We start from the raw sequence: 25541 nt of genomic DNA, 5'->3' as shown, positions 1-25541 counted from the left end.
CCACTGAAAGGCGACCATGCAGCACCTCACCGATCGCATCCTCTTCGGCGCGGCCTACTACCACGAGTACCAGCCGACCTCGCGGCTCGGCAGTCGGGACCTGGCGGAGGACCTGCGGCTGATGAAGGCCGCCGGGTTCACCGTGATCCGCGTCGGCGAGTCGGTCTGGTCGACCTGGGAGCCCGAGAACGGGGTCTTCGAGCTGGACTGGCTGCAGCCGGTGCTCGACGGAGCGCACGAGCACGGCATCTCGGTCGTGCTCGGCACGCCCACCTACGCGGTGCCGATGTGGCTGGCACGGCAGTATCCCGAGATCAACGCGGACCGGGCGACCGGACAGCCCGTCGGCTGGGGAGCGCGCCAGGAGATCGACTACAGCCACCCCGCGTTCCTCTTCCACGCGGAGCGCGTGATCCGCCGCATCGTCGAGCGCTACGCGGCGCACCCCGCGGTCATCGGCTTCCAGGTCGACAACGAGCCGGGCAACGAGATCCTCCACAACCGCCAGGTCTTCGAGCGCTTCGTCGACCGTCTGCGCGCGACGTACGGCACGGTCGAGGCGCTGAACGACGAGTGGGGACTCACGTACTGGTCGCACCGGCTCTCGACCTGGGCCGACCTGTGGACCCCGGACGGCAACGCGCAGCCGCAGTACGACCTCGCCTGGCGCCGCTTCCAGGCCTCGATCACGACCGACTTCATCGGCTGGCAGGCCGACCTGGTCCGCGGCATCACCGAGCGGATCGGCCGCGACGACCAGTTCGTCACCACCTGCATCTCGTACGAGCGCGCGACCGTGCAGGACGAGGAGCTGGTGCGCCGGCTCGACGTGACCGCAGGCAACCCCTACTACCGGATGCAGGACGGCCTCGAGCTGCCGGACGCGCCGCCGTTCGACCAGCACTGGACCACCTCCGGCACCTGGGCGCTCTACGCGACCGCCGACCGGATGTACGGCTCGAAGCAGGCGCCGTTCCTCGTCACCGAGACGGATGCGCAGGCGATCGGCATGTCGTGGTCGAACGAGCCCGCGTTCGACGGCCAGTGGCGCCAGGCCGCCTGGGCGCTGGTCTCGCGCGGCGCCACGATGATCGAGTACTGGCACTGGCACACGCTCCACCACGGGGTCGAGACCTACTGGGGCGGGGTGCTGCCGCACTCGCAGGAGCCGGGCCGCACCTACGAGCAGATCGCCGCGCTCGGAGCCGACTTCGCCGCCGCGGGCGACCGGGTGACGGAGCTGGTGCCCGACTCGGACGTGGCGATCCTGTTCTCGAACGAGAGCAAGTGGGCGCTGGAGGAGCACCCCGCGTTCAGCGACTCCGCTCGCGGCGGCGACGCGGCGCGTGGCGTGCCCCAGCCGGACCGCCGCAGCTTCCAGACGGCGCGCGACGCGTTCGCGCGGGGGGCGTTCGACGCGGGCCTGCAGGCGTCGACAGTGCACCCCTCGCAGCTGACCGCCGTGCCGGCCGCGGAGTACGCGGCCGCGCATCCGGTGCTCGTCGCGGCGGCGTTCACGATCGCCGACGACTCGGAGCTGCAGTGGCTGGAGGCGTACGCGGCGGCGGGCGGGCACCTGATCGTCGGTGTGCGCACCGGCTACGAGGACGAGGAGGGACGCGCGCGCCTGCAGCGCAAGCCCGCGTTCCTCGCGGAGGCGGCCGGTGTGCACTACGACGAGTTCGCGAACCTCGCGGTGCCGGTGCCCGTCGACGCGGAGTCGGGCTTCGCCCTGCCCGAGGGTGCCCGCGCGACGGTCTGGGCCGACGGGGTGCAGGTCGACGACGCGACGGTGCTCGTGCGCTACCGGCACCCGCACTACGGGCGCTTCGCGGCGGTCACGACCCGCGCGCACGGAGCCGGTCGGGTGACCTACGTGGGCACGGTGCCGGACCTCGAGCTGGCCCGGGCGCTGATGGAGTGGGCGGTGTCGGAGTCGTCCGCCGTCTCGACTCCGTGGCGTGCGGCCTCGCCGTCGCAGACGGTCACGAGCGCCACCAACCGCCACGGGGAGCGCGTGCGGTTCGTGCACAACTGGTCGTGGGAGCCGTCGACGTTCGCGCTGCCGGAGGCGGTCGAGGACGTGCTCTCGGGCGAGGCGTCGGCGGCGGGCGACGTGCTGGAGCTCGGACCGTGGGACGTGCGGGTGCTCGTCTCGCGCGACTGACGGCTCCGGCGAAGTCGGACCACCGACCACCCCGCTGGTCGAGTAGCCCCGAAGGGGCGTATCGAGACCCACCGGACCGAGCGGATCCGTTCGATGATCACGCGTCCGGCGCTGGTGGATCTCGATACGCCCGCATGCGGGCTACTCGATCAGCAGAGGAGGGCGGGGTGGGTCTACTTGGACGAGACCGCCGCCACCCCGCTGGTCGAGTAGCCCCGCAGGGGCGTATCGAGACCCACGCCTCCCAAAGGATCCGTCTCTTCCCCGCCCTGCGTCGGCACCGAAGGCGCCCCCTCCGCTCGATAGGCGCGCCAGCGGGGTGCTCGGGCGGGTCCGCCGGGCGCGTCAGAGCAGGCGGCGCACGGAGGCCCAGGCGGTGAGCTCGTAGCGCGACGAGAGCTGGAGCTTGCGGAGCACGGCCGAGACGTGGGACTCGACGGTCTTGACCGAGATGAAGAGCTCGGCCGCCGCCTCCTTGTAGGCGTAGCCGCGGGCGATCAGGCGCATCACCTCGCGCTCGCGGGCCGAGAGCCGGTCGAGCTCGTCGACCGACTCGGCCTGCTCGCCGGCGAGGGCGCCGAACGCGTCGAGGACGAAGCCGGCGAGGCGCGGCGAGAACACGGCGTCGCCGCCCGCCACCGCCTCGACCGCGCGGCTCACCTCGGCTCCGGAGCTCGTCTTGGTGATGTAGCCGCGGGCCCCGGCGCGGATCACGCCGACGACGTCCTCCGCGGCGTCCGAGACGCTGAGCGCCAGGAACCGCACCGACTCGAGGAGCCCAGCGCTCCGCCGCAGCACCTCGGCGCCGCCTCCGCCCGCCCCGCCCGGCAGGTGCACGTCGAGCAGCACCACCTCGGGGCGAGTCTCGGCGACGAGGCGCACGGCGGAGTCGACGTCGGCGGCCTCGCCCACCACCTCGAGCGTCGGGGCGAGATCGGCCCGCAGACCCGACCGGAAGATGGAGTGGTCGTCGACCAGCACGACGCGCGTCACGGCCTGCTCCCCAGGTGGAGGTGGACCTCGGTGCCCGAGCCGCCCGCTCCGGGCCGCACGACGGCGCTGCCGCCCGCGCGGCTCATCCGGCCGATGATCGACTCGCGGATGCCCAGCCGATCGCCGGGCAGCGCCCCGAGATCGACGCCCGGACCGCGATCGCGGACGAAGACGTCGACGCCGTCGGGAGCCGACTCGAGGTAGACCGAGATCTCGCCGCCTGCATGGCGCGCCGCGTTGAGCATCGCCTCGCGGGTCGCGGCGAGCAGCGGAGCGGCGCCCGGCACCGAGACGCCGACGGCGACGACCTCGAGGGTCGCCGGGTAGTCGAGCTCGATGGCGCCGGCGATGGCGCGGATCTCTGCGGCCAGGTCGTTGGCGACCGGCACGTCGCGCTCGAACAGCCAGTCGCGCAGCTCGCGCTCCTGGGCCCGGGCGATGCGGGCGACCTCGCTCGAGGCTCCGGCGCGGTTCTGGATGAGGGCGAGGGTCTGCAGGACGGAGTCGTGCAGGTGCGCGGCGATCTCGGCGCGCTGCTCCTCGCGCACGCGCGCCGCCCGCTCGCCCATCAGCTCCGTCCACAGGCGCACGATCCGCGGAGCGGCCAGCACCCCCGCCACGACGATCAGCACGCCGACCGCGAGGACCGCGTTCAGGGCGCTCGGCCGGTTCGCGAGCACCGCCGCTCCGGCCAGCAGCAGGGCGGCGCACGAGGCGAGGCGCACGCGGATCTGCGCGCGCGGGGCCGCGGAGGGGTCGTCGCGTCCGGGTCCGAGCGCCCAGGCAACCGCGCCTCCGGCCAGTGCCGCGACCGCGACGAGCGCCCGCGTCACGGCGACGTCGTCGTACGCCCCGAGGGCGACGAGCACGGCACAGGACGCCACCAGGGCGGCCACCGCCAGCAGGCCGGCGACCGGCACGGAGCGCCGGACGGCACGGTCGTCGTCGCCGGAGGGCTCGGCGAGCGGCACGAGCGCCCACAGCCACAGGTAGAGGAGCACCCCGCCCCCGCCCAGCAGGGATCCGACGACCACGAAGAAGCGGGTGGAGGCGAGCGTCCAGCCGAGGTGATCGGCGAGCGCGGCGCAGACGCCGCCGAGGACGACCCGCCGGGGGCGTCGCAGCGGCGGCCGGACCGCGGTGCTCGAGATGCTCACACGAGCATCCAAACAGGTCGTCGGGGACCCGGGGGAGGAAACGAGGGTCGAGTCAGGGGATCCCCCGATGGTCGGCGCCTGTGGAGGAGCGGGACACTCTCACCATGACAGCACAGAGCACTCCCCCGCCGAGCGGCGGAGCGGACGGGCCCGGGGCGCCGGGAACGGCCGAGAGCGGAGCCGAGCAGCCCGCACCCGATAAGCAGGGCCCAGACACTGCTCCCCCCTCCGACAACCGCTTCTTCCTGTGGCTCCGCGGCCTCGGCATCACCCGTCGCCCCGGCTGGGTGGGCGGCGTCTGCTCCGGCATCGCCGAGCGCGTCGGGATCGACCCTCTGATCGTCCGCGGCATCGTCCTGGTCGTGGCGGTCCTCGGCGGCCCGGCGCTCCTCGTCTACGCGGCCGCCTGGCTCCTGCTCCCCGACGAGGACGGCGCGCTGCCCGTCGAGCAGCTCGTCGCCGGTCGGATCGAGCGGGTGCACGCCGGCATCGGCGCCCTGATCCTCGCCTCGATGCTGCCGCTCGCGCAGGGCTTCTGGTCGCTCGGCGGCGCCTACACCGGCGCGGAGGCCTGGGCCCCCGCCGTCGGCCGCACGATCTGGACCCTCGTGGTCATCGGCCTCCTCCTCGCCCTCACCGTCTGGGTGGCGCGTCAGGCCGTCCGGTCGCCCCGCTCGGAGGCACCGGAGGAGACGCCCGGCGCGACCGAGGCCCGTCCCGACTCCGCCCCCCTCTTCCCGCCCCCGCGTCCCACCGACGTCCGACCCGACTCGCCCGAGGACCTCGCCGAGTGGCGGGCCCGTCAGGAGGCGTGGCGGACCGAGCGCGAGGCGTTCCGCGCCCAGCAGGCCGCCTCGGCCCGCGAGACGGCACGGCAGCGGGCGGAGGAGGCGCGAGCGCGGTCGCGCGCGGCCGCCGCGGTCCGCGAGGAGCGCCGCCGAGTGCGCAGGGCGGGCAACCCGCGGCTGCGGGCGAGCGTCACCCTCGTCGTGCTCGGCGCCGCAGCCGTGACCGGCGCGCTCGCCTCGCTCACCGCCTCCGGCACCACCGCGGTCGTGGTCGGCTTCGCCGCGGCCGCCCTCGTGCTCGCCGCGGCGATCGTGCTGGCCGGCCTGCTGCGCCGCAGGGCCGCCCTCCTGGTCATCGCGTCGGTGCTCGTGCTGCCGACGGCGCTGGTCGCCGCGATGCTGCCGCCGGACCGCGAGCTGCTGCCGATCGGATCGTACGGCGTCTCCAACTACCGGTCCGGCGACTACGCGATGCTCACCGGCCTCCTCGACATCACCGTGGTGGCCGACGCCGGGGAGGACGGCACCGTCATCGACGTCTGGCAGGGCGCGGGCGAGATCTCGATCTGGCCGATGGAGGGGTCAGCGGTCCGGGTCGAGGCCGTGTCGGACAGCGGGGTGCTGGGCGTCGTCTCGGTGATGGACCAGGTGCGGAGCACCCCTGAGGGCGTCTCGGTCGTCGACGGCCGCACCGTGTGGACGCAGACCTTCGGGGATCCGGACGCCGTGCCGGTCGTCGTCCGGATCGAGCAGGCGGCCGGATCCATCACCGTGCACGACCAGACGACCTATTTCCCCGCTGAGGACAGCGCGGGCACGGAGTCCACCATTCCTCCCGAGAGCGCACCCACCGACCCCGCCACCATCACCACCCCGCAGACCACGAGTGAGGACGCACCATGAGCAGCACCGAGACCACTCCCCTCCCGGGCGCGCTGACGCCCCGGCGCCCGCGGATCCGCCTCGGCGCGATCGTCTGGGGCCTCTTCGCCGCCGCCGTCGCCGTCGGCCTGCTGATCGTCTCGGGCGACCAGGGTCTGCGCGCCGAGCTGGTCGACGCCGCCCTCACCCTCTCCCCCGGCGCGATCGCCGCGGTCGTCGTCGCGGCCCTCGGCGGACTCGCCCTGCTGATCGGCCTCGAGCGGGTGCTCGACCGGCGCTGAGCCCCGGGCCCGTGCGCGGATCCCGCCCGGGCGGCAACCCCCTGCCCGGGCCCCGGCACCAGGCGCAGACTCGACCACGGCTCCCGCAGCGCCGCCCGTCCGGGGCGGCGTCCGGGACGACCGGAGACGAGACCGATGCCCGACCGCCGCCCGCCCCGCGCCAGCAGGAGCGACCCCCGATGATGCTCGGGATCGCGGTGATCGTGGCCGTGGCGGTCCTCGTCGCGGTGGCCGTGTTCGCGCGCCGCCTCGGAGTCGCCGCTCCGATCGTCCTGGTGCTCGCCGGAGTCGGCCTCTCGTACCTGCCCGGGGTGCCGGAGGTCGTCGTGCCGCACGAGTGGGTGCTCGACGGAGTCCTGCCACCGCTGCTCTACGCCGCCGCCATCAGCGTCCCGTTCATCGACTTCCGGCGGAACCTGACCACGATCACCGGCCTCTCCGTCGTGCTGGTCGCGATCTCGGCGGCCGGGGTCGGGGCGCTCCTCTTCGTCCTGCTGCCCGAGCTGGGCCTCGCGCTCGCCATCGCGGTGGGAGCGATCATCAGCCCGCCCGACGCCGTCGCGGCCACCTCGGTCGGCCGGCGCCTCGGCCTGCCCCCGCGGCTGCTCACGCTGCTCGAGGGCGAGGGCCTGATCAACGACGCGACCGCCCTCGTCCTGCTGCGCTCGGCCCTCGCCGCCGCGGCCGGCACGCTCGCGACTCCGTGGGCCGCGGTGGGCGACTTCCTCTACGCCGTGGCCGTCGCGGTCGTCGTCGGCCTCGTGGCGAGCATCCTCACCGTCTTCGTGCGCTCGCGCCTCGAGGACCCGGTGCTCAACACCGTCGTCTCGTTCACCGTGCCGTTCGTCGCCTTCATCCCGGCCGAGGGCCTGGGCGCCTCGGGGGTGCTCGCGGTGGTGGTGGCGGGCCTGCACACCGGGCACGCCTCCTCCCGCGCCTTCACCGCGCAGTCGCGGGTCAACGACCGCATCAACTGGCGCACGGTGCAGTTCCTGCTCGAGAACGGCGTGTTTCTGCTGATCGGGCTCGAGATCCGCAGTCTGATCCAGGATGCGGACGACGCCGCGCTCACGGTCCCCGCCGCTGTCGGCATCGGCCTGATCGCCACCGTCGGGCTCCTCGTCGTCCGCTTCCTCTGGGTCGGCCCGGTGCTCCTCGGCGAGCGCTGGCAGACCCGGCGGGCCGAGCGGCGCGCCCGCGAGCAGAAAGCGGTGCTCGAGCAGGCCTCCGAGCTCCCCCGCGAGGAGCGGACGAAGGCGCGCCGCCGCTACCAGCTCCGCCGCGCCGACTACCGACACTTCAGCACCAGCGGCCTCGGCTGGCGGGGCGGCCTGGTGCTCGGCTGGTCCGGGATGCGCGGAGTCGTCACCCTCGCGGCCGCGCAGTCGCTGCCCGAGGACATCCCGTACCGCCCGCAGCTCGTGCTGATCGCCTTCACGGTCGCGGTGACGACGCTCCTCGTCCAGGGCAGCACGCTGCCCCTCGTGATCCGGGCGACCGGGATCCGCGGAGTGTACGAGCCGGAGGACCAGCGCTCCCTCGCCGGGCTGCTCGACGAGATCACCGAGAAGGGGCTGTCGGTCCTCGAGCGCCCGGGCGACGTCGTCGAGGGCGTGACGGAGGTGGACCCGGACGTCCTGGAGCGCGTCCGGCAGACGTCATTCCTCCGCTCGGAGGCGGCGTGGGAGCGGGCCCGCGGCGGCGAGCGCGACGCGGCCGGCACTCCGCACCGCCTCTACCGCGCGCTGCGGCTGGCCGTGGTGACGGCCGAGCGCGAGGCGCTGCTCGACGCGCGCTCGCGGCGGGCCTACCCGCAGCGGATCCTCACGCAGGCGCAGTCGATGCTCGACCTGGAGGAGACGCGGCTGCGCCTGAGGCGCGGCACGACGTCGTGACGACCGGGTGTCAGGCCGCCGCGCGCGTCAGGATCGCCGTGACGAACAGCGCCGCCCACAGCGCCGCGCAGATCAGCAGCCGGATGTTGCCCAGCACGATGTCCTCGGGAGCCGACGCGCGGCCCTTCTCGATGTCGAGCGCGTAGAGGAACAGCGCGGCGCCGAACGGGACCATGGACGCCATCGACCACAGCGAGTCGTCGCCGTTGAGGAACAGCGACCAGAGCGCGTAGGTGATCATCGTCAGCGACGCGGCCACCGACCACACGAAGCGCAGGTACCCCGCCGTGTAGATCTTCAGCGTCGCCCGCGTGTGGCTCGCCTCCTTGCCCTCGCTCTGCAGCTTCTCGGAGTAGCGCTTGCCCGCGATCATGAAGAGCGAGCCGGAGGAGATGGCCAGGAGGAACCACTGCGTGAGCGGGATGTCCGCGATCGCGGCGCCCGAGATCGCGCGGAGCACGAATCCGCCCGCCACGATCAGGATGTCGATCACCGGCTCGTGCTTGAGCCAGATGCAGTAGGAGATCTGCATCACCAGGTAGGCGGCCAGCGTCGCAGCGAACCAGGTGTACCCGGCGAGGAACGTGAGCAGCGGCGGAGCGATCATCAGCACGAACGCGGCGATCCACGCGACGCGGACGGGCAGGGCTCCCGACGCGATGGCGCGGAACCGCTTCTTGGGGTGCAGCCGGTCGGACTCGATGTCGAGGAGGTCGTTGAGCATGTACCCGCCGGAGGAGGCGAGGCTGAACGCCACGATGCCGATCACGCTCGCCAGCAGGACCTCGGGTTCGAAGATGCGTGCCGAGGCGATCGGAGCGGCGAGCACGAGGACGTTCTTGAGCCACTGCCTGGGGCGCATGGCGGCGACGAGTGCTCGAGCGGTACTCACGGCGTCGTTCCTCCGGGATCGGTGGGGGCGGTCGCAGGGCGCGGACCGCCGCGGGATTTTCGCAAGGGGCGGTGCTCAACCTACAATCTCGGGTGTCGTCCTCGTCGTTCCGGCCCGGGCGGCGGCGGGGGACATCGACGATCGGCACGGAGGGACGCTCATGCGCACGGCCGTGCTGTACGTCGTGTTCGCCATCGTCGCCACCGCGGTCAACCTGGGCACCCAGATCCTCCTCGAGCACCTCCTCACCGGCGAGTGGGCGACCGTGATCGCCGTCCTCGCGGGCACCCTGACGGGGGTGGTAGCCAAGTACGTCCTCGACAAGCGCTGGATCTTCCGCCACGAGACCGTGAACGCGGCGCACGGCGTGAAGACCTTCTTCCTCTACGGCGTGATGAGCGGGGTCACGACCCTGATCTTCTGGGGCTTCGAGTTCGGCTTCGACGCCCTGTTCGGCACCGACGCCGCCCGCTACACCGGGGCCGTGATCGGCCTCGCCATCGGCTACGCCGCCAAGTACTTCCTCGACAAGAACGTCACCTTCCAGGGCCCGCGTGAGGAGCCAGCATGACCAGCACCGTCTCCTCCTGGGGCCTGCTCTCGCGCGACGAGCACCGCGTCGTCGCGATCACCAGCGTCGAGCAGGCGCAGGCCGCTCTCGCCCGTGGCGACGGCGGCATCGCCTACGGCCTCGGCCGCAGCTACGGCGACGTCGCGCTCAACGGCGGCGGGGTCGTCTGGGACTTCAGCGGCTTCGACCGCTTCCTCGCCTTCGACGACGAGACCGGGGTGCTCCGGGCCGAGCCCGGCGTCCTGCTGAAGGACGTGCAGTCCGTCTTCGCGCCGCGCGGCTGGATGCTCGCCGTCACTCCCGGCACCAAGAACGTGACCCTCGGCGGCGCGATCGCGAACGACGTGCACGGCAAGAACCACGCCTCCGCGGGCACGATCGGCCGCCACATCGTCTCGTTCACCGTGCTGCGGAGCGACGGATCGACGACCCGCTGCTCCCCGGAGGAGAACGTCGAGCTCTTCGCGGCCACCATCGGCGGGCTCGGGCTCACCGGTCTGATCGTCGAGGTCGAGATCGCGCTGAAGCGGGTCCCGGGCCCGTGGATCGTTGCGGAGGACGTGCCGTTCCAGACCCTCGACGAGTACCTCGGCCTGGTGCACGAGTCGGTCGACGTCTTCGAGCAGACCGTGGCCTGGATCGACGTCACCACCCAGGGCGGCCGCCGCGGCGTCTACACGCGCGGCGACGCGACCGCCGCTCCCGAGCTGCCGGAGGCGCGCGGACGCGGCCTGCGCGTGCCGTTCGCGTTCCCCGCGTCGGTCGTGAACCGCGCCACCCTGCCCCTGCTGAACCGCGCCTACTACCGCCTGAAGGCGACCGGGGCAGGCCGCTCCGTGCAGCACTACGAGCAGTTCTACTACCCGCTCGACGCGATCGAGGGCTGGAACAGCATGTACGGCCCCCGCGGCTTCTACCAGTACCAGAGCGTCGTGCCGTGGGAGGGAGCGCTCGAGGTCAACCGCGAGATGCTGGCGCTGATCGCCGCGTCGGGCACCGGCTCGTTCCTCGGCGTGCTGAAGACCTTCGGCTCGCTGGAGTCGCCGGGGCTGCTGAGCTTCCCCGCGCCCGGCGTCTGCTTCGCGCTCGACTTCCCCAACGACGCGGCGGCCCTGCCGCTGTTCGAGCGGCTGGACGCCCTGGTCCTGGCCGCGGGCGGGCGCCTGTACCCCGCCAAGGACGCGCGCATGCCGCGCGAGATGTTCGAGGCCGGATACCCGCGCCTCGCCGAATTCACCCTTCAGCGCGACCCGGGGATCTCCTCCGGCTTCTCGCGCCGAGTCCTCGGGAGCTGACGTGACCAACCACCCTTCGAAGATCGTCGTCGTCGGAGCGACCTCGGCCATCGCCGAGCACACCCTCCGTCTCTGGCTGGGCACGGGCGCGCGCCAGGCGCTGCTCGTCGGCCGCGACCAGGCCCGGCTCGAGGCCCTCGCGACCGACCTCCGCGTGCGCTTCCCTGCCGCAGCGCTGTCGGTGTCGGCGGTCGACCTGACCGACCCGGCCGCGATCTCCTCCGTCGTCGAGACCTCGCTCGAGGGCGGGGCGCCCGACACGGTGCTCATCGCCCACGGCGCGATGACGTCGCAGGAGGAGGCCTCGGCCGACCTCGCCGTCGCCCGCGACGTGCTCGTGGTCACCGGCGTCTCGGTGGCGCTGTGGATGGAGGCGTACGCGAACGCGCTGACGTCCGGCACCATCGGCGTGATCGGGTCGGTCGCCGGCGACCGCGGGCGCAAGACCAACTACGTCTACGGCTCGGCCAAGGGTCTCGTCGAGCGCTTCGCCCAGGGTCTCCAGCACCGTCTGGCCGGCTCGCGCCTCTCGGTCGTGCTGATCAAGCCCGGCCCGACCGACACTCCGATGACCGCGCACATCAAGCAGTCCGGCGGCTCGCTCGCGTCGGTGGAGTCGGTGGCGAAGGACGTCGCCGCCGCGATGGCCTCAGGCCGCGCGGTCGCGTACGCGCCGGTGAAGTGGCGCGTGATCATGACGGTGATCAAGGCGCTGCCGGCGCCGGTGTTCAACAAGCTGAACATCTAGGCGTAACGCCTTCGTTGCGGCGCACCTCGCTCCGGCGGGGTGCGCCGTTCGTGCGCTTGCACCCGTGAAATTGTTCACGGTAACATCGGCCGATTCCTCCCCTCGGCTCACGAAGGACACCCATGCGCCCCTCCTCGAACCGCGGTCCGGACTCCTCCCCCCGGATCGGTGTCGTGACGCACCGGGCCGTCGCATGAGCGCGACCGCGCGAGGCACGACCTCAGAGGAGGACCGCCTCGATCAGCTGCGCCGGGGAGCGTCCACGGACGACGCCCGACGGGCGGCGGTCGACCTGCTCATCGCCACCGGCCTGGTCCGGGACGAGCACCCGTGGGTGCTGCACGACTCCGGAACCTGGTGGATCGACTTCGACCGAGCGACCGAGGCGGTCGACGCCCTGACCGTCGAGCACGAGAAGTGGGGCCTGACCCCCTCGCTCCTCAGCGTGCTCGAGATGGCGGCCTCGCTGGCCGACGGACTCACCGTACACCTGCGCCACGTGCTGCCCGAGCTCGACGACGAGCACACGTCGCTGGTGATGGCCGCGATCGCGGAGGCCGCCGGCCACCCGGACGCGGAGCCGCCTCAGGCCTGATCGGCCCTCCGGCGCCGCCACCACCGGCGCGGGCGCTCCGTCTCGGTCTGGATCGCAGGACGGGCGCGCTCGGCGCGGCGCTCGCGCCAGCGCACGAGCTCGGCGTCGACGTCGCGGAGCGGCGTCACGACGGGCGGGCCGCCGAGGAGCTGCCGGCGCGCCTCGACGACGCGCCTGTTGAACTCCTCGAGGTGCGTGCGCACCTCCGATTCGCGGTGCAGGCGGTCGAGCCGCTCGTCGAGCTGCCGGTCCTCGGCACGGAGGAGGAACGCGACCGGGCCGATGCCCGTGAGGTTCTCGCGCTCGATCTTGCGGCGGATCCACCAGTCGGGGTCGTGGCTGCCGTTCAGCCCCTCCAGGGGCTTGCCGGCGCCGGGGAGGTCGTCGAAGTCGCCGCGGCGGATCGCCTGCTGGATCGTCGTCTCGATGAACGCGGCCCGCTCGGCGGGATCCTCCGGGATCGTCGCCTCGGTCTCGTCGGAGGTGTCGGGCGAGGGGTCGCCGGCGGAGCGCTTCGCCAGGTAGCGCGCGGCGTGGTTCTTGGCGTCGGACATCGGGTCACCTCCGTCCCTCCAGGCTAGGTCGGGCTCCGCGGAGGGGTCGATCCCCCTCTCGAGCGCTCAGCGACCACTCGGGATGCGCTCGGCGGGCCGGAACGGACGTACTCTCGGATCCCCTCCTGATGGGGGACCTGCAGGGGGATCGCTGCGATCTACGCTCGGCGCATGCCTCATCGCAGCGCCGCGATCGCCTCCGTCCCGCACCTCCGCACCGTCGTCTCCCGCGCTCGACAGCGTGCAGTCGCGGAGATTCTGGCGCACCTCGTCGTCGCGCTGGCGTTCGCGTCGGTGCTGCTGCTGGCGGTGTCGGCGAGCTTCGCCGGGCTGCTGCCCGCGCCCACTCCGGTACCCGCCTTCGAGGCCTGGTCGCTGATGCGCACGTCGGCGACGCTGCAGATCGGAGTCGGCGTTCTCGCCACCGCGCTGGCCGCGCTCGCGAAGGCGGCCGGCTGCGGCTCCCACCCCGACCGCTGGTGCATCGTCGCGGCGCTCAGCGCGGCCGGCGGCGCCCTGCTGCTGGTGGCCCCTCCGGTCTGAGCCGCTCGGCTCCTCCGCCCTGGAGCGCGTCGAATCCTCAGAAGTCGTCGTACTGGGCACTCGAGTACGACGACTCTTGGACACTCGGGGCGGAAGCTCTGCTCCGGTCCGTCGGCGGTGGGCCCGACTCCGCGGAAGTCGTCGTACTCGGCGCTCGAGTACGACAACTGTTGGAGAGTGGGCGGCGGCGAGGCACGACGCCCGCAGACCTACGCCGGCGCGCCGATCGTCGAGTCCTCGTAGTCCTCGGTGAGGCCGTGCGGCGTCTTCTCCCACTTGTGCGGGCTGAACACGATCTGCCAGGCCGCGCGCCAGGCCGAGATCGAGTGCAGCACCCAGTAGACGGGGTTCAGCAGCGCGAACGCCGCGACCCGCCAGTTGTAGCGCTTCCAGGCCGCGAGACCCGAGACCACGATCATCAGCGCGTTCGAGAACAGCATGTTCGTCGTCCCGGCGATGATCAGCCACTCCGGGATGTCGAGCCCGATGAACTGCACCCCGATGTAGGTGATGACCGTGAAGCCCAGCACGAGCGGGTAGAGCAGGAACGCGACGGGCGTGCCCATGATCAGCGCCACCAGGCTCAGCGAGCCGAGGATCCCGTTCACGCGGAACCAGCGGATCGGGTGCCGCGTGTTCACGCCGGCGGTCATCATGTAGCCCTTGATCCAGCGGGTGCGCTGCTTGATCCACGCGGGGACCTCGGCGCACGCCTCCTCCCACGTGTTGGAGTCGACGACTCCCACGCGGTAGCCGTGCGCGGCCACGCGCAGCCCGAGGTCCGCGTCCTCCGTCACGTTGTAGGGGTCCCACGCGCCGAGCTCGCGCAGCACGCGGGTGTCGAAGTGGTTCGAGGTGCCGCCCAGCGGGATCGGCAGGTGCGACTGGTCCAGGCCCGGCAGCATCGCGCCGAACCAGTGCGCGTACTCGACCGCGAACATCCGGGTGAGCACGTTGTAGTCGGCGTTGAAGTAGCTCAGCGCGCCCTGCAGGCACACGAGCTGCTTCTGCGACGGATCGACGTGCTCGCGCTCGAAGGCGTCCTCGCGGAACAGCCGCACGCACTTGCGGAGCTGGTCGGGGTCGGGCCGGTCCTCGGCGTCGTAGATCACGACGAACTCGCCGCGGGCGAAGCTGAGCCCGTAGTTGCAGGCGCGGGGCTTGGTCTGCGGGCCGCCCGGCGGCACGATCACCATGCGGACGTACTCGGGCGGGCTCATCCGGCGCACGGCCGAGATGGTCTCGTCGTCGTCGGCCTCGAGCAGCACGAGCACCTCGAGCTTGGCCTTGGGGTAGTCGAGGGCGCCGATGTTCACCAGCAGCTTGCTGATGATGTTGGCCTCTTTGTAGGCGGGGATGAGGATCGTGTAGATCGGCAGCTCGTCGTCGGTCATGCGCGGAGGGTCGACCACGAGACCGCGGCGGCCGCGCTCGATCGCGACCTCCTCCTCCCACGCCTTCACCGAGCTCTGGTTGAGCGGTGCACGGAGGCCGGCCAGCGCCTTGAAGGCGATGTTCATCAGGAACAGCAGGTTCGCTCCGGCGAGCACGATCACGAAGGTGATGCTGGGCGCCAGCACCGCGCCCGCGACCACCAGGGCGGCCACGACGAGCGGAGTGACGACCTGCCAGCGCCGCAGCCCCGACTTGGCCGATTCGTCGCCGCTCTGCACCGCGAGCGCGTCGGCCGCACCGAACAGCAGCGCGGCACGGCACGCGTTCTCGACCGCCATGAAGATGTCCCAGTCGGTGGTGGTGCGCACCTCGATCCGCTCGACGCCCATCAGCGCGCGGGCGGTCGCGAGGACCTCGTCGGTCGGCGGGACGGACGTGGCGATCACTCCGGTGCCGTCGGGCAGCACCCGCCAGGGCACCCAGCCCGCCTCGACGAGGTTCGGCGCGCCGATGCCGGCGAGCACGACTCCCTCCGGCGGCTCCTCGACCAGGTCGATCAGCGGCGCGTCCCACTGCTCGGCGAGGGCGCCGTACATCTCGCGCCGGGTGACGGCCCCGTCGATGACGAGGTGCCGGCCGATCAGCCCGCCCTCGCGGGCCTGGCGGGCGAGAGCGGCGTCGAGCTGCTCCGGAGTGACGAGTCCGCGCTCGACGAGGATCTCCCCGATGCGCGCCGTGACAGCGGCCATGGTCAGCCTTCCAGCCGTTCGTAGACGACGTAGATGCCCTGCTGGAACACGGGGCGGTAGCGGGTGTCGAAGGACGGATCGCTCGTGATCGCGTCGTAGACGAGGTCGGCGACTCCGGTCTCGGACAGCTCGGGGGCGTCGGCGGTGGTGACGAAGACCCACTTCGCGTGCGTGTACGGGGCCGCGAGGGCCTCGTCGAACAGCTCGCCGGCCGAGCGGTTGAAGTACTCCGAGATCGGCACCCCGATCTCGGGCAGCAGCGCGTTGCCGGCGGCGCTCTCGTCCATCAGGATCCCGCCGCCGTCGTAGTTCTCGCCGAGGAACCGGGCCGCGGCGGTCGCTCCGGTGCCCGCCTTGATCTCGACGTAGCCGGTCGCCTCGGCGATGACGGCGTTGCGGTCGAGGTCCTGAGCCCACCAGGCGGTCTGCGCGCCGAGCAGCACGAGCACGAGGCCCAGCGCGCCGGCTCCGACGCGCGGGAGGCGGCGCAGCGCGTCGACGAGCACGGCCGCGAGCACCGCCAGGAACGGCAGCACCGACAGGGCGTAGCGGTTGTTCCACCAGTTGGTCGGGAAGGTCTGGTCGTTGTTCATGTGCGTCTGGCCGAGGTAGAGGCTCAGGAGCGAGAACGCGTACGAGACGATCATCAGCCAGATCACGAGGGCGTCGTCCGAGATGCCGCGGCGCCAGGCCAGCACGAGCGCGCCCGCGAGGCCCAGGGCCACCGTCAGCAGGCCCGAGGTCTCGAGCACCGCCCAGTTGTACGACCAGAGCGTGAGCCCCGCGTTGCCCTGGTAGGCCAGCAGCCCCGCGTCGGCGACGGCCTTCTGCAGGTTCGCCGCCGAGTACTGCCCGTTCATGAACTCGAGCGGGTTGCTGTAGACGGCGTAGTTGTAGACCAGCCACCAGAGGATCGCGATCAGCGGCAGGATCCCGAAGGCGCAGGCCATCTTGACGGCGTAGAACAGGGACTTCTTCTTGCGCCAGGCGACGATCAGCACGACGAGCGTGCCGCCGAACACGAGCACCCAGCCCTCGTAGCGCGAGAGCGTGGCCGCCGCGGCGGGCAGGCCCGAGAACACCATCATCTCGCCGGCGCTGAGGTTGCGGCGACTGGTCACCCAGTGCGCGAGACCCGAGAAGCAGCCGACCATCGTGACGATGAGAACCGGCTCCGTCATCGCGGTCGAGAACGCGTAGAGCACGCCCGGGTTCGCGAGCACGAGCAGCACGGCGGTGAGGCGGCCGGCGCGGAGGTGCCCCACGCGCGCCGAGATCCGGTAGACGCCGCAGGCGGTTCCGGCCAGGCAGATCATGCCCAGCAGCCCCGCCGCCCAGCCGGTGTGCCAGAGCCAGAGCGACTGCACGAACGGGATGAGGATCAGGCTCGGCACCGGCAGCCAGACGGTGCCCAGCTGCGAGAACCCGGGCGCCTTCGAGTCGACGATGCGCCGCGAGATCGAGAGGTGGCTCTGCGTGTCGGCGTAGGCGAGGTTGATCCCGGAGGAGGTCGTCACCAGGCACGCCGCGAACCCGACGAGCAGCGCCGCGACGAGCACGACGACGGTGCCGGGGACCTGACGGCCCGTGACGGGCTGCCCGAGGCGGTCCCACGCCTCCCGCCACCACCGGCCGGCGGCGGGCGCGGCGGGCTGCGCCGCCTGCTCCGTCAGCGTGCTCGTCATGGGCGGATCAGTCGGCGGAGGAGGTGCGCGGGGCCTCGGCGGCGTGCTGGCCGTGCGTCGGCTCCTCCGCCGCGCGCTCCTGCGCGTCGACGTAGGCGGCGACCTTGCGGCTGCGGCGACGGCGGGCGAGCCAGCCGAGCAGGATCAGCAGTCCGATGACGACCGCAGCGACCAGGAACCAGATCGCGTACGACGAGTAGTCGTCCTTGACCTCCTCCTGCGGCGTGATCTCATTGCTGTCGATCGCGACGGGGTCGGCGGCCGTCGATCCTGAGACGGCCAGGTCGCCGGGCAGCGCGAGCCAGCCCTCCTCGGCCGCCCAGCCGGCCACCGAGGCCTGCAGGGCGGAGGAGGCGGTGGGGTCGCCGTCGGGGCTCCAGCCGCCGAGCAGCACCACATCGCGACCGTCGGTGGTGAAGGCCTCGAGTGCCGCGTAGGGAGCGTCGGTGCCGACGCCGTAGGTCAGGCGCGAGCTCTCGATCGCGGTGAAGGGGGCGAGGCGCAGCGGCGTGCGCAGCTCCTCCGCCTCGTCGGTGCCCGCGCCGACGACCAGGCCGGAGCGGTCGGAGCCGACGAAGTCGTCGATCCCGACGACCGACACGGCGAGGGGGTCGGGCTGCACGCGCTGCAGGGCCGCGACCAGGTCGCCCGCGCTGCGCAGCGCATCCGCTCCGGTCGCGGACTCGCCGAACGCCACCGCGAGCTCGCCGCCGAACGCCTGGGGGAAGCGACCGAAGCCGGGAGCCGCGGACTCGCCGCGGACGCCGGTCACGGTCGAACCGGCGCCGTCGAGGAAGAGCTCGATCGGCACGGAGTCGGCCGAGCCGATGCAGAGGCCATCGCTCTCGCGCACGGCCGAGAGCCGCACCGACAGGCCGTTCGAGGACGCGAGCTGGCCGGTCGGGACCGAGAGCTCCATGTCGACGGCGGTCTCGGCGCCCAGCACGCTCGAGCCGATCAGGAAGTCGTTCCAGTAGACGTTCGCGGTGGCGGTGACGCCCTCGGGGATCGCGGAGTGGGTGCCGACGAGGTCGAGGTCGATCGAGGAGACCGGGCCGCCGAACGCCGACTGGGTGATGGTCGTGTAGCTCGCGGCGGTGCCGCCGCTGCCCAGTGCTACGCGGTCGGCGCCGAAGTCGGCGAGGGTGTGCTCGAGCGTGCTCGACGGGATCACCTTCTGGGCGAGGCCCGTGGTGGTCGCGCTCGAGGCGAGGCCCGCGTACTCGCTGCCGAGGGCCGCTCCGGCGGCGGCGAGGTCCGCCTCCGCTCCGGTGAGCACGAGCGCCGGGACGCCCGCCTCGTCGCCGAGTGCGGTGACGACGTCGCCGTCGCCCGCCTCGAAGCGCACGACGCGGCCCTGGGCGGCGTCGAGGTCGGGGCGGCCGTCCGTCGCGCTCTCCTCCGAGACCGTGATCGCGGTGCCGGAGGGGTAGCGCGCGGCGAGCGAGGCGGCGGCCGAGAGCCCGGCGGCGCGCAGGTCGTCGCTCGCGTCGTCCGGCACCACGATCGAGACGGCGGTGACGGCGTCGGCGAAGAAGTCGCCGACGGTCGTGGGGGCGGCGGGAGCGCCCTCGGTGACGACTCCGAGGCCCGAGACGATCAGCGAGCGGCCCTGCACCTCGCAGAGCGCGCCGGTGGACCCGGTCGCCCCGGTCAGCTGGAAGCCGATCGCGAGCACGCCGTCGACGACGTCGGCCTGCCCCACCGGGATGTCGAGGGTCGACGCGGTGGCCGCGTCGAGGGTCAGCACGGTGCGCCCGGAAACGACGACCGAGAGCGAGCCGGTGAGCGGCTCCTGCGCCTCGATCGCGCCGAGGACGCGGGTGGGAGTGACCCCGTCGGCGATCGGGAGGGTCAGGTACTGCAGCGGCGCACCCGCGGTGACCGTGAGGGCCGCGTCGGTCGCGGCGGCCTGCACGACGGCTCCGGTCACCGGATCGACGAAGTCGGCGGCCGCCGCGGTCGACGCGCTTCCGAAGACGAGAGCCACGGCGAGCGCCGGAGCGACGGTGGAGACGAGCGCGCGACGGCGCAGGGAGGAGGAGAGCATCTGGGGTCGACGGTCCGATCGGCATTCGGGAGCCCGGAGCGTCCCGGGTTCGAGGATGGAGAGTCGAACGGTCGTGCTCAGGCCTCGGCGAGTGCCGTGGAGACGGCTGTCTAACGGCCCGTTCTGGGGTCAGTCTAGGGAGTTGACCGAAGCCGATCCGAGGTCGTCACGATGCGGTGCCGCCCCCCGTTGGAGTGGCACGACAGGGCCTCCTCGCAGGGTGCATGCTGAGCGCACGGTCTCGCGCGCTCGGGCGCGGATCGTATGCCGACGAAGCCTCGCGCACATCGGCCCCCATGGGGAGGTTGCGCCGTCGTGCCGCGCGGCACGACCGTGAGCCATGCCCCTTCTCACCGCTGTGACCGCCGAGATCACCCGCCGCGGTCTCTTCGCCGCGCCCCTCGGCACGACCCTCGCCGCCTCCTCCCCCTCCGACCCCGTCCTCCACTCCGAGATCGCCGCGCCCTCCGGCGTCGCCGGACTCGACGCCGACGCCCTCGTCCCCCTCGCGCAGCTGCCGGAGTCGGTGCGAACGTCCTCCGGCGAGCGCCCGGTCGCCAAGGGCGAGCTGGTCTACAACGTGCAGGACTACGGAGCGACCGGCGACGGCACGACCGACGACCTCCCCGCCATCGACGCCGCGATCGACGCGGCCGTCGCGACCTACGGCGGGGTCGTCTACTTCCCCCGCGGCATCTACCGCATCGCCGGATCGATCGGACGCGCGAGCGGCCTCGCGAGCATCGCGTTCCGCGGCGCCGGAGAGCTGTCGACCCGCATCCGCTCGCTCACGGACGCGCCCGTGGTCACCGGTGCGTTCTCGGCCTGCCGCTTCGACAACCTCATCCTCGACGCGAACGGCCTCGGCTCGCCGTGCATCTCGGCGCACCTCGACAAGACCGTGCTCGACTCGCTGCAGCTCTACGGCTGGACCGGCTACGGCATGCGCCTGAACGACGGCACCTTCGGCGACCTGGGGCTGCTGAACCGCATCCAGCGCTGCAGCATCGACCAGTGCACGGGCATCGGCATCTGGGCGAGCTACCGGATGATCGACTCCTGGATCGTCGAGAACAACATCGGCGCCAGCTACGCCGACATCTCGGTCGAGGGCGGCCCGCTCCGGATCCTCGGCAACCACCTCGACGGCTCACCGCAGATCAACATCGAGCTGCGCGGCAACCGCCGCATCACCATCGCGAACAACATCATGGAGGGCGCGCGCAAGCAGTCGCTCGTCTACACGATGCCGCCGTGGCTGACGGAGGATCTGGCGCAGATCCAGATCGTGGGCAACGCGATCAGCAACGGCGGCAAGGCCGCGGCGAACACCTACGCCGCCATCTCGATCCTCGGAGTCTCGCCGACCGCCCGCACGGCGGGCTTCTCGATCACCGGCAACATCTTCGCGTGCGAGGACGCGGGCGCCGGCTGGACGCACTGCGTCGAGGCGCTGAACGCGCGCGCCGTGTCGGTGCTGGGCAACCAGTGGGCGACGGGGCACATGAACGCCAAGCCGGTGCGCGCCGTGGGCAGCACCGCGTACGAGGTGATCGGGAACCACGGCGACAACGCGGTGAAGACGACGTGAGCGCGCTGCAGAACCTCGGCTGAGAGTGGGGGATGACGGCTGACAGCGGTCATCCCCTCCTCTCAGCTGAGGTTCTGCAGGTCACCGCCAGGCGAGGGCCGACCGGTCGGCCCAGTAGTCCACCGGATCCTGCGTCGGCAGCCCCTCGGGGAGCGGCGCGGGACGGGTGCGCAGGTTCTCGCGCAGCTGCGTCGAGGTCACCGCCCCGCTGAGCACGACGTCGGCCCACGGCTGCGCCAGTGCGGCTCCGAGCGCCAGCTCCTCGGCTGTCCCCGCGAGCCGCCGCACCGCCTCCGGAGCGCGGTCCCCGACCAGCCGCCCGTTCGCGAGCGCCTCCTTCACCACGACGAGCACCCCGGCGTCGTGCGCCTCGGCGAGCGCCGCCCCGGCCGAGCGCTCGAGCAGGTTCCACGTCGTCTGCACCGCCGTGAACGGCGACTCCGGGATCGCCCGGGCGAGCGCGATCGTGCGCGCCTGCTCCGGCCCGCTCGTCGACAGCCCCACCCGCACGCCCGAGGCGGCGAGGCCCCGCAGCCGGTCGAGCAGCACCCGGTCGGTCAGCGCCGGGCTGTCGGGAGTGATCGAGTGCACGAGGTAGCGGTCGGGAGCGGAGCCCAGCGCCTCGAGGGTCGCCGACCACTGCCGCTCGAACATGCCGACCGAGTGCTCCTTGCGCTCGTGCACCGGCGCGTCCATCGCCCAGGCCCCGAGGTACTCGTAGCCCCACTTCGACTCGACCGTCAGCTCGGCACGGCGCTCCGGATGCTCTGCGAGCCAGCTCCCGAGGAACTCCTCGGCCCGCCCGTAGGAGCGGGCGACGTCGACGAAGCGGATCCCTCCGGCCCAGGCCGCGTCGAGCAGCTCGTGGGTGCGGGCGCGGAGGGCGTCGACGCTGCGGTCCTCGGGCGGCCCGAGGTCGCCGTCGCGACCCGCGGTGATGTATGCCGGTCGGCCGACGGCGGCGAGGCCGAGTCCGACGCGCGCGGTGATGGATGCCATGGTGACCGTTCCGTCCGGGGAGGGGTGCCTCCAGAGTAGGAGGGCGGACGCGCGAGAATCGGGGGATGAGCGCCCGACCAGCACTGATCGATGCGCTCGAGCGGCATCAGGTGGCGATGTACCTGCTGACCGTCGGCGTGGCCCTCGGCGCGGGTCTGCTGCTCCCCGGGGCCGCGCGGCTCGACGCGGCGATCACTCCGGTGCTCGCGCTGCTGCTGTTCGCGACGTTCCTCGGGGTGCCGTTCGCGTCGGTGCTCGGGGCGTTCCGCGACGGCCGGTTCCTCGCGGCGGTGCTGGTGGTGAATTTCGTCGCCGTGCCCGCGGTCGTCTTCGTGCTGACGCGGCCGGTGGCGGGCGAGCCGGCGCTGCTGATCGGCGTGCTGCTGGTGCTGCTCACACCCTGCATCGACTACGTGATCGTGTTCAGCGGGCTGGCCGGAGGGGCGTCGGCACGCCTGCTCGCCGCCGCGCCGCTCCTGATGCTCGCGCAGATCCTCCTGCTGCCCCTCTCCCTCCTCCTGTTCCTCGGGCCCGGCGCGGGGGAGGCGGTCGAGATCGGTCCGTTCGCCGAGGCGTTCGCGGTGCTGATCGTGCTGCCGCTCGCCGCGGCCGCCGGGCTTCAGGCCCTCGCCGCGCGCACGGCGATCGGTCGGCGGATCGAGGGCGTCGTGCTCGCTTCGATGGTGCCGCTGATGGTCGCGACGCTGGCCGTGGTGGTCGCGTCGCAGGCCGGTGTGGTCGGCGGGGCACTGCCGCAGCTGGGGCTGCTCGTCGTGCTCTACGCGGCGTTCGCGGTCGTGATGACGCTGATCGGCGCGGGATCCGGCCGTCTCGCGAGGTTGGACGTGCCCGCCCGACGCGCGCTGCTGTTCAGCGGCGTCACCCGCAACTCGCTCGTGGTGCTGCCGCTCGCGCTGGCCCTGCCCGCGCCGCTGGACCTCGCGCCCGTCGTCGTCGTCACGCAGACGCTGGTCGAGCTCGTGGCGATGGTGCTGCTGGTGCGGCTCGTCCCCCGACTGATCCCGGCGCGGCACCCGGAGGAGTGACGCACCGGCGCGCGCGGGAGGATCCCGCGCCGTGCGGCCGACTGTCAACCTCCGTCCCTTCTGCGAGCGCCCGTCCTAGCGTCGGAGGCGAGGACGCCCCCCACGTCCTCGCGCCGGTTCCCGCATGCTCCGGCGCGAGCAGCCAGCATCGGAGTATCCCCGTGGCCCAGACCAGCACCCGGCGCGCGCAGAGCGCGCCCGATCCCGACGACTCCCGCAAGCCCGACGACCCCACCGACGTCACCAAGCGCTCCTGGGGCTACGTCCTGAAGAAGACGCTGCGCGAGTTCGGCGCCGATCAGTGCACCGACCTCGCGGCGGCGCTGACCTACTACGCCGTCCTCGCCCTGTTCCCCGGCCTGCTGGCCGTGGTGTCGATCCTGGGCCTGTTCGGCCAGGCCGAGCAGACCACCGACACCGTGCTCGAGATCCTCGGCGGCTTCGCGTCGCAGGACGTGCTCGACACGATCCGCGGCCCGGTGCAGGAGCTGACCTCCTCCCCCGCCGCCGGTCTCGCCTTCGTCACCGGTCTCGTCGGCGCGCTCTGGTCCGCCTCGGGCTACGTCGGAGCGTTCGGCCGCGCGATGAACCGCGTCTACGAGATCGACGAGGGCCGCCCGATCTGGAAGCTCCGCCCGACGATGCTCGGCGTCACCCTCTTCTCGGTCGTGCTGCTCGTGATCGCCGGGCTCCTCCTGGTGCTCAGCGGACCGGTCGCCGAGGCGATCGGCGGGGCCATCGGACTCGGCGACGCCGCACTGACGGTGTGGAGCATCGCGAAGTGGCCGGTGCTGATCGCGATCATGATCGTGATCATCGCCGTGCTCTACCACTGGTCGCCGAACGTGAAGCAGCCGAAGTTCCGCTGGACGAGCCTCGGCTCGATCCTCGCCCTCGTCATCTGGGCGCTGGCCTCGGCCGGATTCGCGTTCTACGTCGCCAACTTCGGCAACTACAACAAGACGTACGGCGCGCTCGGTGGTGTGATCGTCTTCCTCCTCTGGATCTGGATCACCAACCTGGCACTGCTCTTCGGCGCGGAGTTCGACGCCGAGCTCGAGCGCGGCCGCCAGCTCCAGGCGGGCATCGAGGCGGAGGAGCACATCCAGCTCCCTCCGCGCGACACCCGCAAGAGCGAGAAGCAGGCCGAGAAGCACGCCGAGGACGTCGCGGACGGCCGGAAGCTGCGCGAGACCGCGGGGCGCGAGGCCGCCGACCGCGACTGAGCGGGGCCGCCGAGCGGGCGGGGGCGGCGACGCCCCGCCCGCGCCACCCGTCCCGCTCGCGTAGCGTCGGACGGTGACCTCGCCCGACCGCCGCAGCCTCGACCGCAGGATCCTGCGGCTCGCGGTGCCCGCGCTGGGCTCCCTGGTCGCCGAGCCGCTGTTCCTCCTCACCGACTCGGCACTCGTCGGGCACCTGGGCGCGGTGCCCCTCGCCGGCCTCGCGCTCGGCGCCGCGGTGCTGCAGACGATCGTCGGTCTGATGGTGTTCCTCGCCTACAGCACCACTCCGCTGGTCGGCCGCGCGCTCGGCGAGGGCGACGAGCGGAGGGCCGTCGCGGCCGGCATCGACGGCGGCTGGCTCGCGCTGGCGCTGGGCGCGGTGCTCGCGGTCGCCGGCGCCGTCACCGCGCCGCTCGTCATCGGGCTCTTCGGAGCGGAGGCGGCGGTCACCGAGGCGGGCGTGCGCTACCTCGCCGTCAGCATGGCCGGGATCCCCGCCATGCTCGGGATCTTCGCCCTGACCGGGCTGCTGCGCGGCTTCCAGGACACCCGCACGCCCCTCGTGATCGCGGTGGCCGGATTCGCGCTCAACGCGGGCCTGAACGCGGTGCTGATCTACCCGGCCGGCCTGGGGATAACCGGGTCGGCGCTGGGGACGGTGATCGCCCAGTGGGCGATGTTCGGCGCCTACGCGCTCATCGCCGTGCGGCTGGCGCGACGCGTCGGCGCACCGCTGCGCCCGCACCTCGGCGGCGTCCTCGGCTCCGCCGGGTCGGGCGGCTGGATGCTGTTGCGCACCGCGAGTCTGCGCGCGGCGATCCTGCTCGCCGTCGCGATCGCGGGCTCGCTCGGGGCGGAGGAGCTCGGCGCGTTCCAGGTGGCGATGACGCTCTTCGGTGCGGTCGCCTTCGCCCTCGACGCCCTGGCCATCGCCGCGCAGGCGCTGCTCGGCCGGCTGCTCGGCGCGGGGGACCGCGCGCAGGCCCGCGCGGTCACGAAACGGTGCGTGACCTGGGGAATCGGCGCGGGGATCGTCCTGGGCGCGCTCGTCGCGGGCCTCAGCGGCGTGCTGCCGTTCGCGTTCTCGAGCGATGCGGAGGTGCTGCGCCTGCTGCCCGCGCTGATCGCGATCGTCGGCATCACGGCTCCGCTCGGGGGCTACGTGTTCGTGCTCGACGGGGTGCTGATCGGAGCCGGCGACGGCCGCTACCTCGCGCTGAGCGGACTCGTGAACCTCGCGCTGTTCACACCGCTGGCGCTTCTGGCGACCCTCGCGCCGGCCGACGGGCGGCTGACGGCGCTGTGGATCGCGTTCGCCGGGGGCTACCTGGGGGCCCGCGCGCTGACGCTCGGACTGCGCGTCCGCGGCGAGGCGTGGCTCCGCTGATCCCTCGAACAGAGTTTCGAACAGGCTGTGGACAACCCTGTGGAGAACTCGC

21 protein-coding genes are annotated in these 25541 nt (G+C 72.7%); 13 read left to right on the top strand and 8 right to left on the bottom strand.

Going from position 1 to position 25541, the window contains the following annotated elements; genetic code table 11:
* Positions 1 to 16: 16 nt before the first annotated feature.
* Positions 17 to 2167: a beta-galactosidase gene (locus tag ASF48_RS16385; RefSeq protein ID WP_055794057.1), complete on the top strand. Its 2151-nt coding sequence runs from the start codon at positions 17 to 19 to the stop codon at positions 2165 to 2167.
* Positions 2168 to 2512: 345 nt separating this feature from the next.
* Here ASF48_RS16385 and ASF48_RS16380 read toward each other — a convergent pair whose 3' ends face one another.
* Together ASF48_RS16380 and ASF48_RS16375 are read right to left on the bottom strand one after the other, a co-directional pair.
* Positions 2513 to 3160 carry a LuxR C-terminal-related transcriptional regulator gene (locus tag ASF48_RS16380; RefSeq protein WP_055794055.1) on the bottom strand — a complete coding sequence of 216 codons (648 nt, stop codon included), beginning with the start codon at positions 3158 to 3160 and terminating at the stop codon, positions 2513 to 2515.
* Positions 3157 to 4317 carry a sensor histidine kinase gene (locus ASF48_RS16375; protein WP_235577275.1) on the bottom strand — a complete coding sequence of 387 codons (1161 nt, stop codon included), beginning with the start codon at positions 4315 to 4317 and terminating at the stop codon, positions 3157 to 3159. Before ASF48_RS16375 ends, ASF48_RS16380 begins: the two co-directional genes overlap by 4 nt.
* 104 nt (positions 4318 to 4421) lie before the next feature.
* Between ASF48_RS16375 and ASF48_RS16370 the strand changes: the two genes are divergently transcribed.
* The 3 genes from ASF48_RS16370 (at position 4422) to ASF48_RS16360 (ending at position 8163) form a co-directional block, all read left to right on the top strand.
* Positions 4422 to 6008, top strand: coding sequence for a PspC domain-containing protein (locus tag ASF48_RS16370; RefSeq protein WP_157603204.1), 1587 nt, complete (start codon positions 4422 to 4424; stop codon positions 6006 to 6008).
* Positions 6005 to 6268, top strand: a complete 264-nt coding sequence (locus tag ASF48_RS16365) for a hypothetical protein (protein ID WP_055794051.1) — start codon at positions 6005 to 6007, stop codon at positions 6266 to 6268. Before ASF48_RS16370 ends, ASF48_RS16365 begins: the two co-directional genes overlap by 4 nt.
* A 179-nt stretch (positions 6269 to 6447) precedes the next feature.
* Positions 6448 to 8163 carry a cation:proton antiporter gene (locus tag ASF48_RS16360; RefSeq protein ID WP_055794050.1) on the top strand — a complete coding sequence of 572 codons (1716 nt, stop codon included), beginning with the start codon at positions 6448 to 6450 and terminating at the stop codon, positions 8161 to 8163.
* Positions 8164 to 8173: 10 nt separating this feature from the next.
* Here ASF48_RS16360 and ASF48_RS16355 read toward each other — a convergent pair whose 3' ends face one another.
* Positions 8174 to 9112, bottom strand: a complete 939-nt coding sequence (locus ASF48_RS16355) for a decaprenyl-phosphate phosphoribosyltransferase (protein ID WP_082481633.1) — start codon at positions 9110 to 9112, stop codon at positions 8174 to 8176.
* A gap of 103 nt (positions 9113 to 9215) precedes the next feature.
* Between ASF48_RS16355 and ASF48_RS16350 the strand changes: the two genes are divergently transcribed.
* The 4 genes from ASF48_RS16350 (at position 9216) to ASF48_RS16335 (ending at position 12264) form a co-directional block, all read left to right on the top strand.
* The gene (locus tag ASF48_RS16350) at positions 9216 to 9626 is read left to right on the top strand and encodes a GtrA family protein (protein WP_055794048.1); all 411 of its coding nucleotides are present in this window, start codon (positions 9216 to 9218) and stop codon (positions 9624 to 9626) included.
* A complete protein-coding gene (locus ASF48_RS16345) occupies positions 9623 to 10921 on the top strand; it encodes an FAD-binding oxidoreductase (RefSeq protein ID WP_055794047.1) in 1299 nt (432 codons plus the stop codon). Before ASF48_RS16350 ends, ASF48_RS16345 begins: the two co-directional genes overlap by 4 nt.
* A gap of 1 nt (position 10922) precedes the next feature.
* The gene (locus tag ASF48_RS16340) at positions 10923 to 11669 is read left to right on the top strand and encodes an SDR family NAD(P)-dependent oxidoreductase (protein ID WP_055794046.1); all 747 of its coding nucleotides are present in this window, start codon (positions 10923 to 10925) and stop codon (positions 11667 to 11669) included.
* Between the two features lie 193 nt (positions 11670 to 11862).
* On the top strand, positions 11863 to 12264 hold the full coding sequence (locus ASF48_RS16335; protein ID WP_055794045.1) for a hypothetical protein: 402 nt from the start codon (positions 11863 to 11865) through the stop codon (positions 12262 to 12264).
* Here ASF48_RS16335 and ASF48_RS16330 read toward each other — a convergent pair.
* The gene (locus ASF48_RS16330) at positions 12255 to 12818 is read right to left on the bottom strand and encodes a J-domain-containing protein (RefSeq protein ID WP_055794044.1); all 564 of its coding nucleotides are present in this window, start codon (positions 12816 to 12818) and stop codon (positions 12255 to 12257) included. The genes ASF48_RS16335 and ASF48_RS16330 overlap by 10 nt on opposite strands.
* Before the next feature lie 171 nt (positions 12819 to 12989).
* On the opposite strand from ASF48_RS16330, the gene ASF48_RS16325 reads away from it, so the two are divergent.
* Positions 12990 to 13361 (top strand): hypothetical protein, encoded by a 372-nt coding sequence (locus ASF48_RS16325; protein ID WP_055794043.1) that lies wholly within the window; start codon positions 12990 to 12992, stop codon positions 13359 to 13361.
* Between the two features lie 209 nt (positions 13362 to 13570).
* Here ASF48_RS16325 and ASF48_RS16320 read toward each other — a convergent pair whose 3' ends face one another.
* The 3 genes from ASF48_RS16320 to ASF48_RS16310 are packed head-to-tail and all read right to left on the bottom strand — an operon-like array spanning position 13571 to position 19240.
* Complete coding sequence (locus tag ASF48_RS16320; protein WP_055794042.1) at positions 13571 to 15505, bottom strand: glycosyltransferase; 1935 nt, start codon at positions 15503 to 15505, stop codon at positions 13571 to 13573.
* A gap of 2 nt (positions 15506 to 15507) precedes the next feature.
* The gene (locus ASF48_RS16315; RefSeq protein ID WP_055794041.1) at positions 15508 to 17190 is read right to left on the bottom strand and encodes an ArnT family glycosyltransferase; all 1683 of its coding nucleotides are present in this window, start codon (positions 17188 to 17190) and stop codon (positions 15508 to 15510) included.
* A gap of 7 nt (positions 17191 to 17197) precedes the next feature.
* Entirely contained in the window at positions 17198 to 19240 is a 2043-nt protein-coding gene (locus ASF48_RS16310; RefSeq protein WP_055794040.1) for a hypothetical protein, read from the bottom strand.
* A gap of 340 nt (positions 19241 to 19580) precedes the next feature.
* Here ASF48_RS16310 and ASF48_RS16305 point away from each other — a divergent pair, with 340 nt between their 5' ends.
* Positions 19581 to 20831, top strand: coding sequence for a glycosyl hydrolase family 28-related protein (locus tag ASF48_RS16305; protein ID WP_055794039.1), 1251 nt, complete (start codon positions 19581 to 19583; stop codon positions 20829 to 20831).
* Positions 20832 to 20912: 81 nt separating this feature from the next.
* Here ASF48_RS16305 and ASF48_RS16300 read toward each other — a convergent pair whose 3' ends face one another.
* Positions 20913 to 21830, bottom strand: coding sequence for an aldo/keto reductase (locus ASF48_RS16300; RefSeq protein WP_055794038.1), 918 nt, complete (start codon positions 21828 to 21830; stop codon positions 20913 to 20915).
* Between the two features lie 65 nt (positions 21831 to 21895).
* Here ASF48_RS16300 and ASF48_RS16295 point away from each other — a divergent pair, with 65 nt between their 5' ends.
* From ASF48_RS16295 to ASF48_RS16285, 3 genes are all read left to right on the top strand, one after another.
* Positions 21896 to 22876: an arsenic resistance protein gene (locus ASF48_RS16295; RefSeq protein ID WP_055794037.1), complete on the top strand. Its 981-nt coding sequence runs from the start codon at positions 21896 to 21898 to the stop codon at positions 22874 to 22876.
* 161 nt (positions 22877 to 23037) lie between these two features.
* The gene (locus ASF48_RS16290) at positions 23038 to 24102 is read left to right on the top strand and encodes a YihY/virulence factor BrkB family protein (RefSeq protein WP_055794036.1); all 1065 of its coding nucleotides are present in this window, start codon (positions 23038 to 23040) and stop codon (positions 24100 to 24102) included.
* A 73-nt stretch (positions 24103 to 24175) separates the two neighbouring features.
* Positions 24176 to 25489 carry an MATE family efflux transporter gene (locus ASF48_RS16285; protein ID WP_055794035.1) on the top strand — a complete coding sequence of 438 codons (1314 nt, stop codon included), beginning with the start codon at positions 24176 to 24178 and terminating at the stop codon, positions 25487 to 25489.
* Positions 25490 to 25541 lie beyond the last annotated feature (52 nt).

This window comes from Rathayibacter sp. Leaf299 (genome assembly GCF_001423055.1).
Lineage (GTDB): Bacteria > Actinomycetota > Actinomycetes > Actinomycetales > Microbacteriaceae > Rathayibacter > Rathayibacter caricis.
This window is presented reverse-complemented; position numbering and strand designations above follow the sequence as displayed.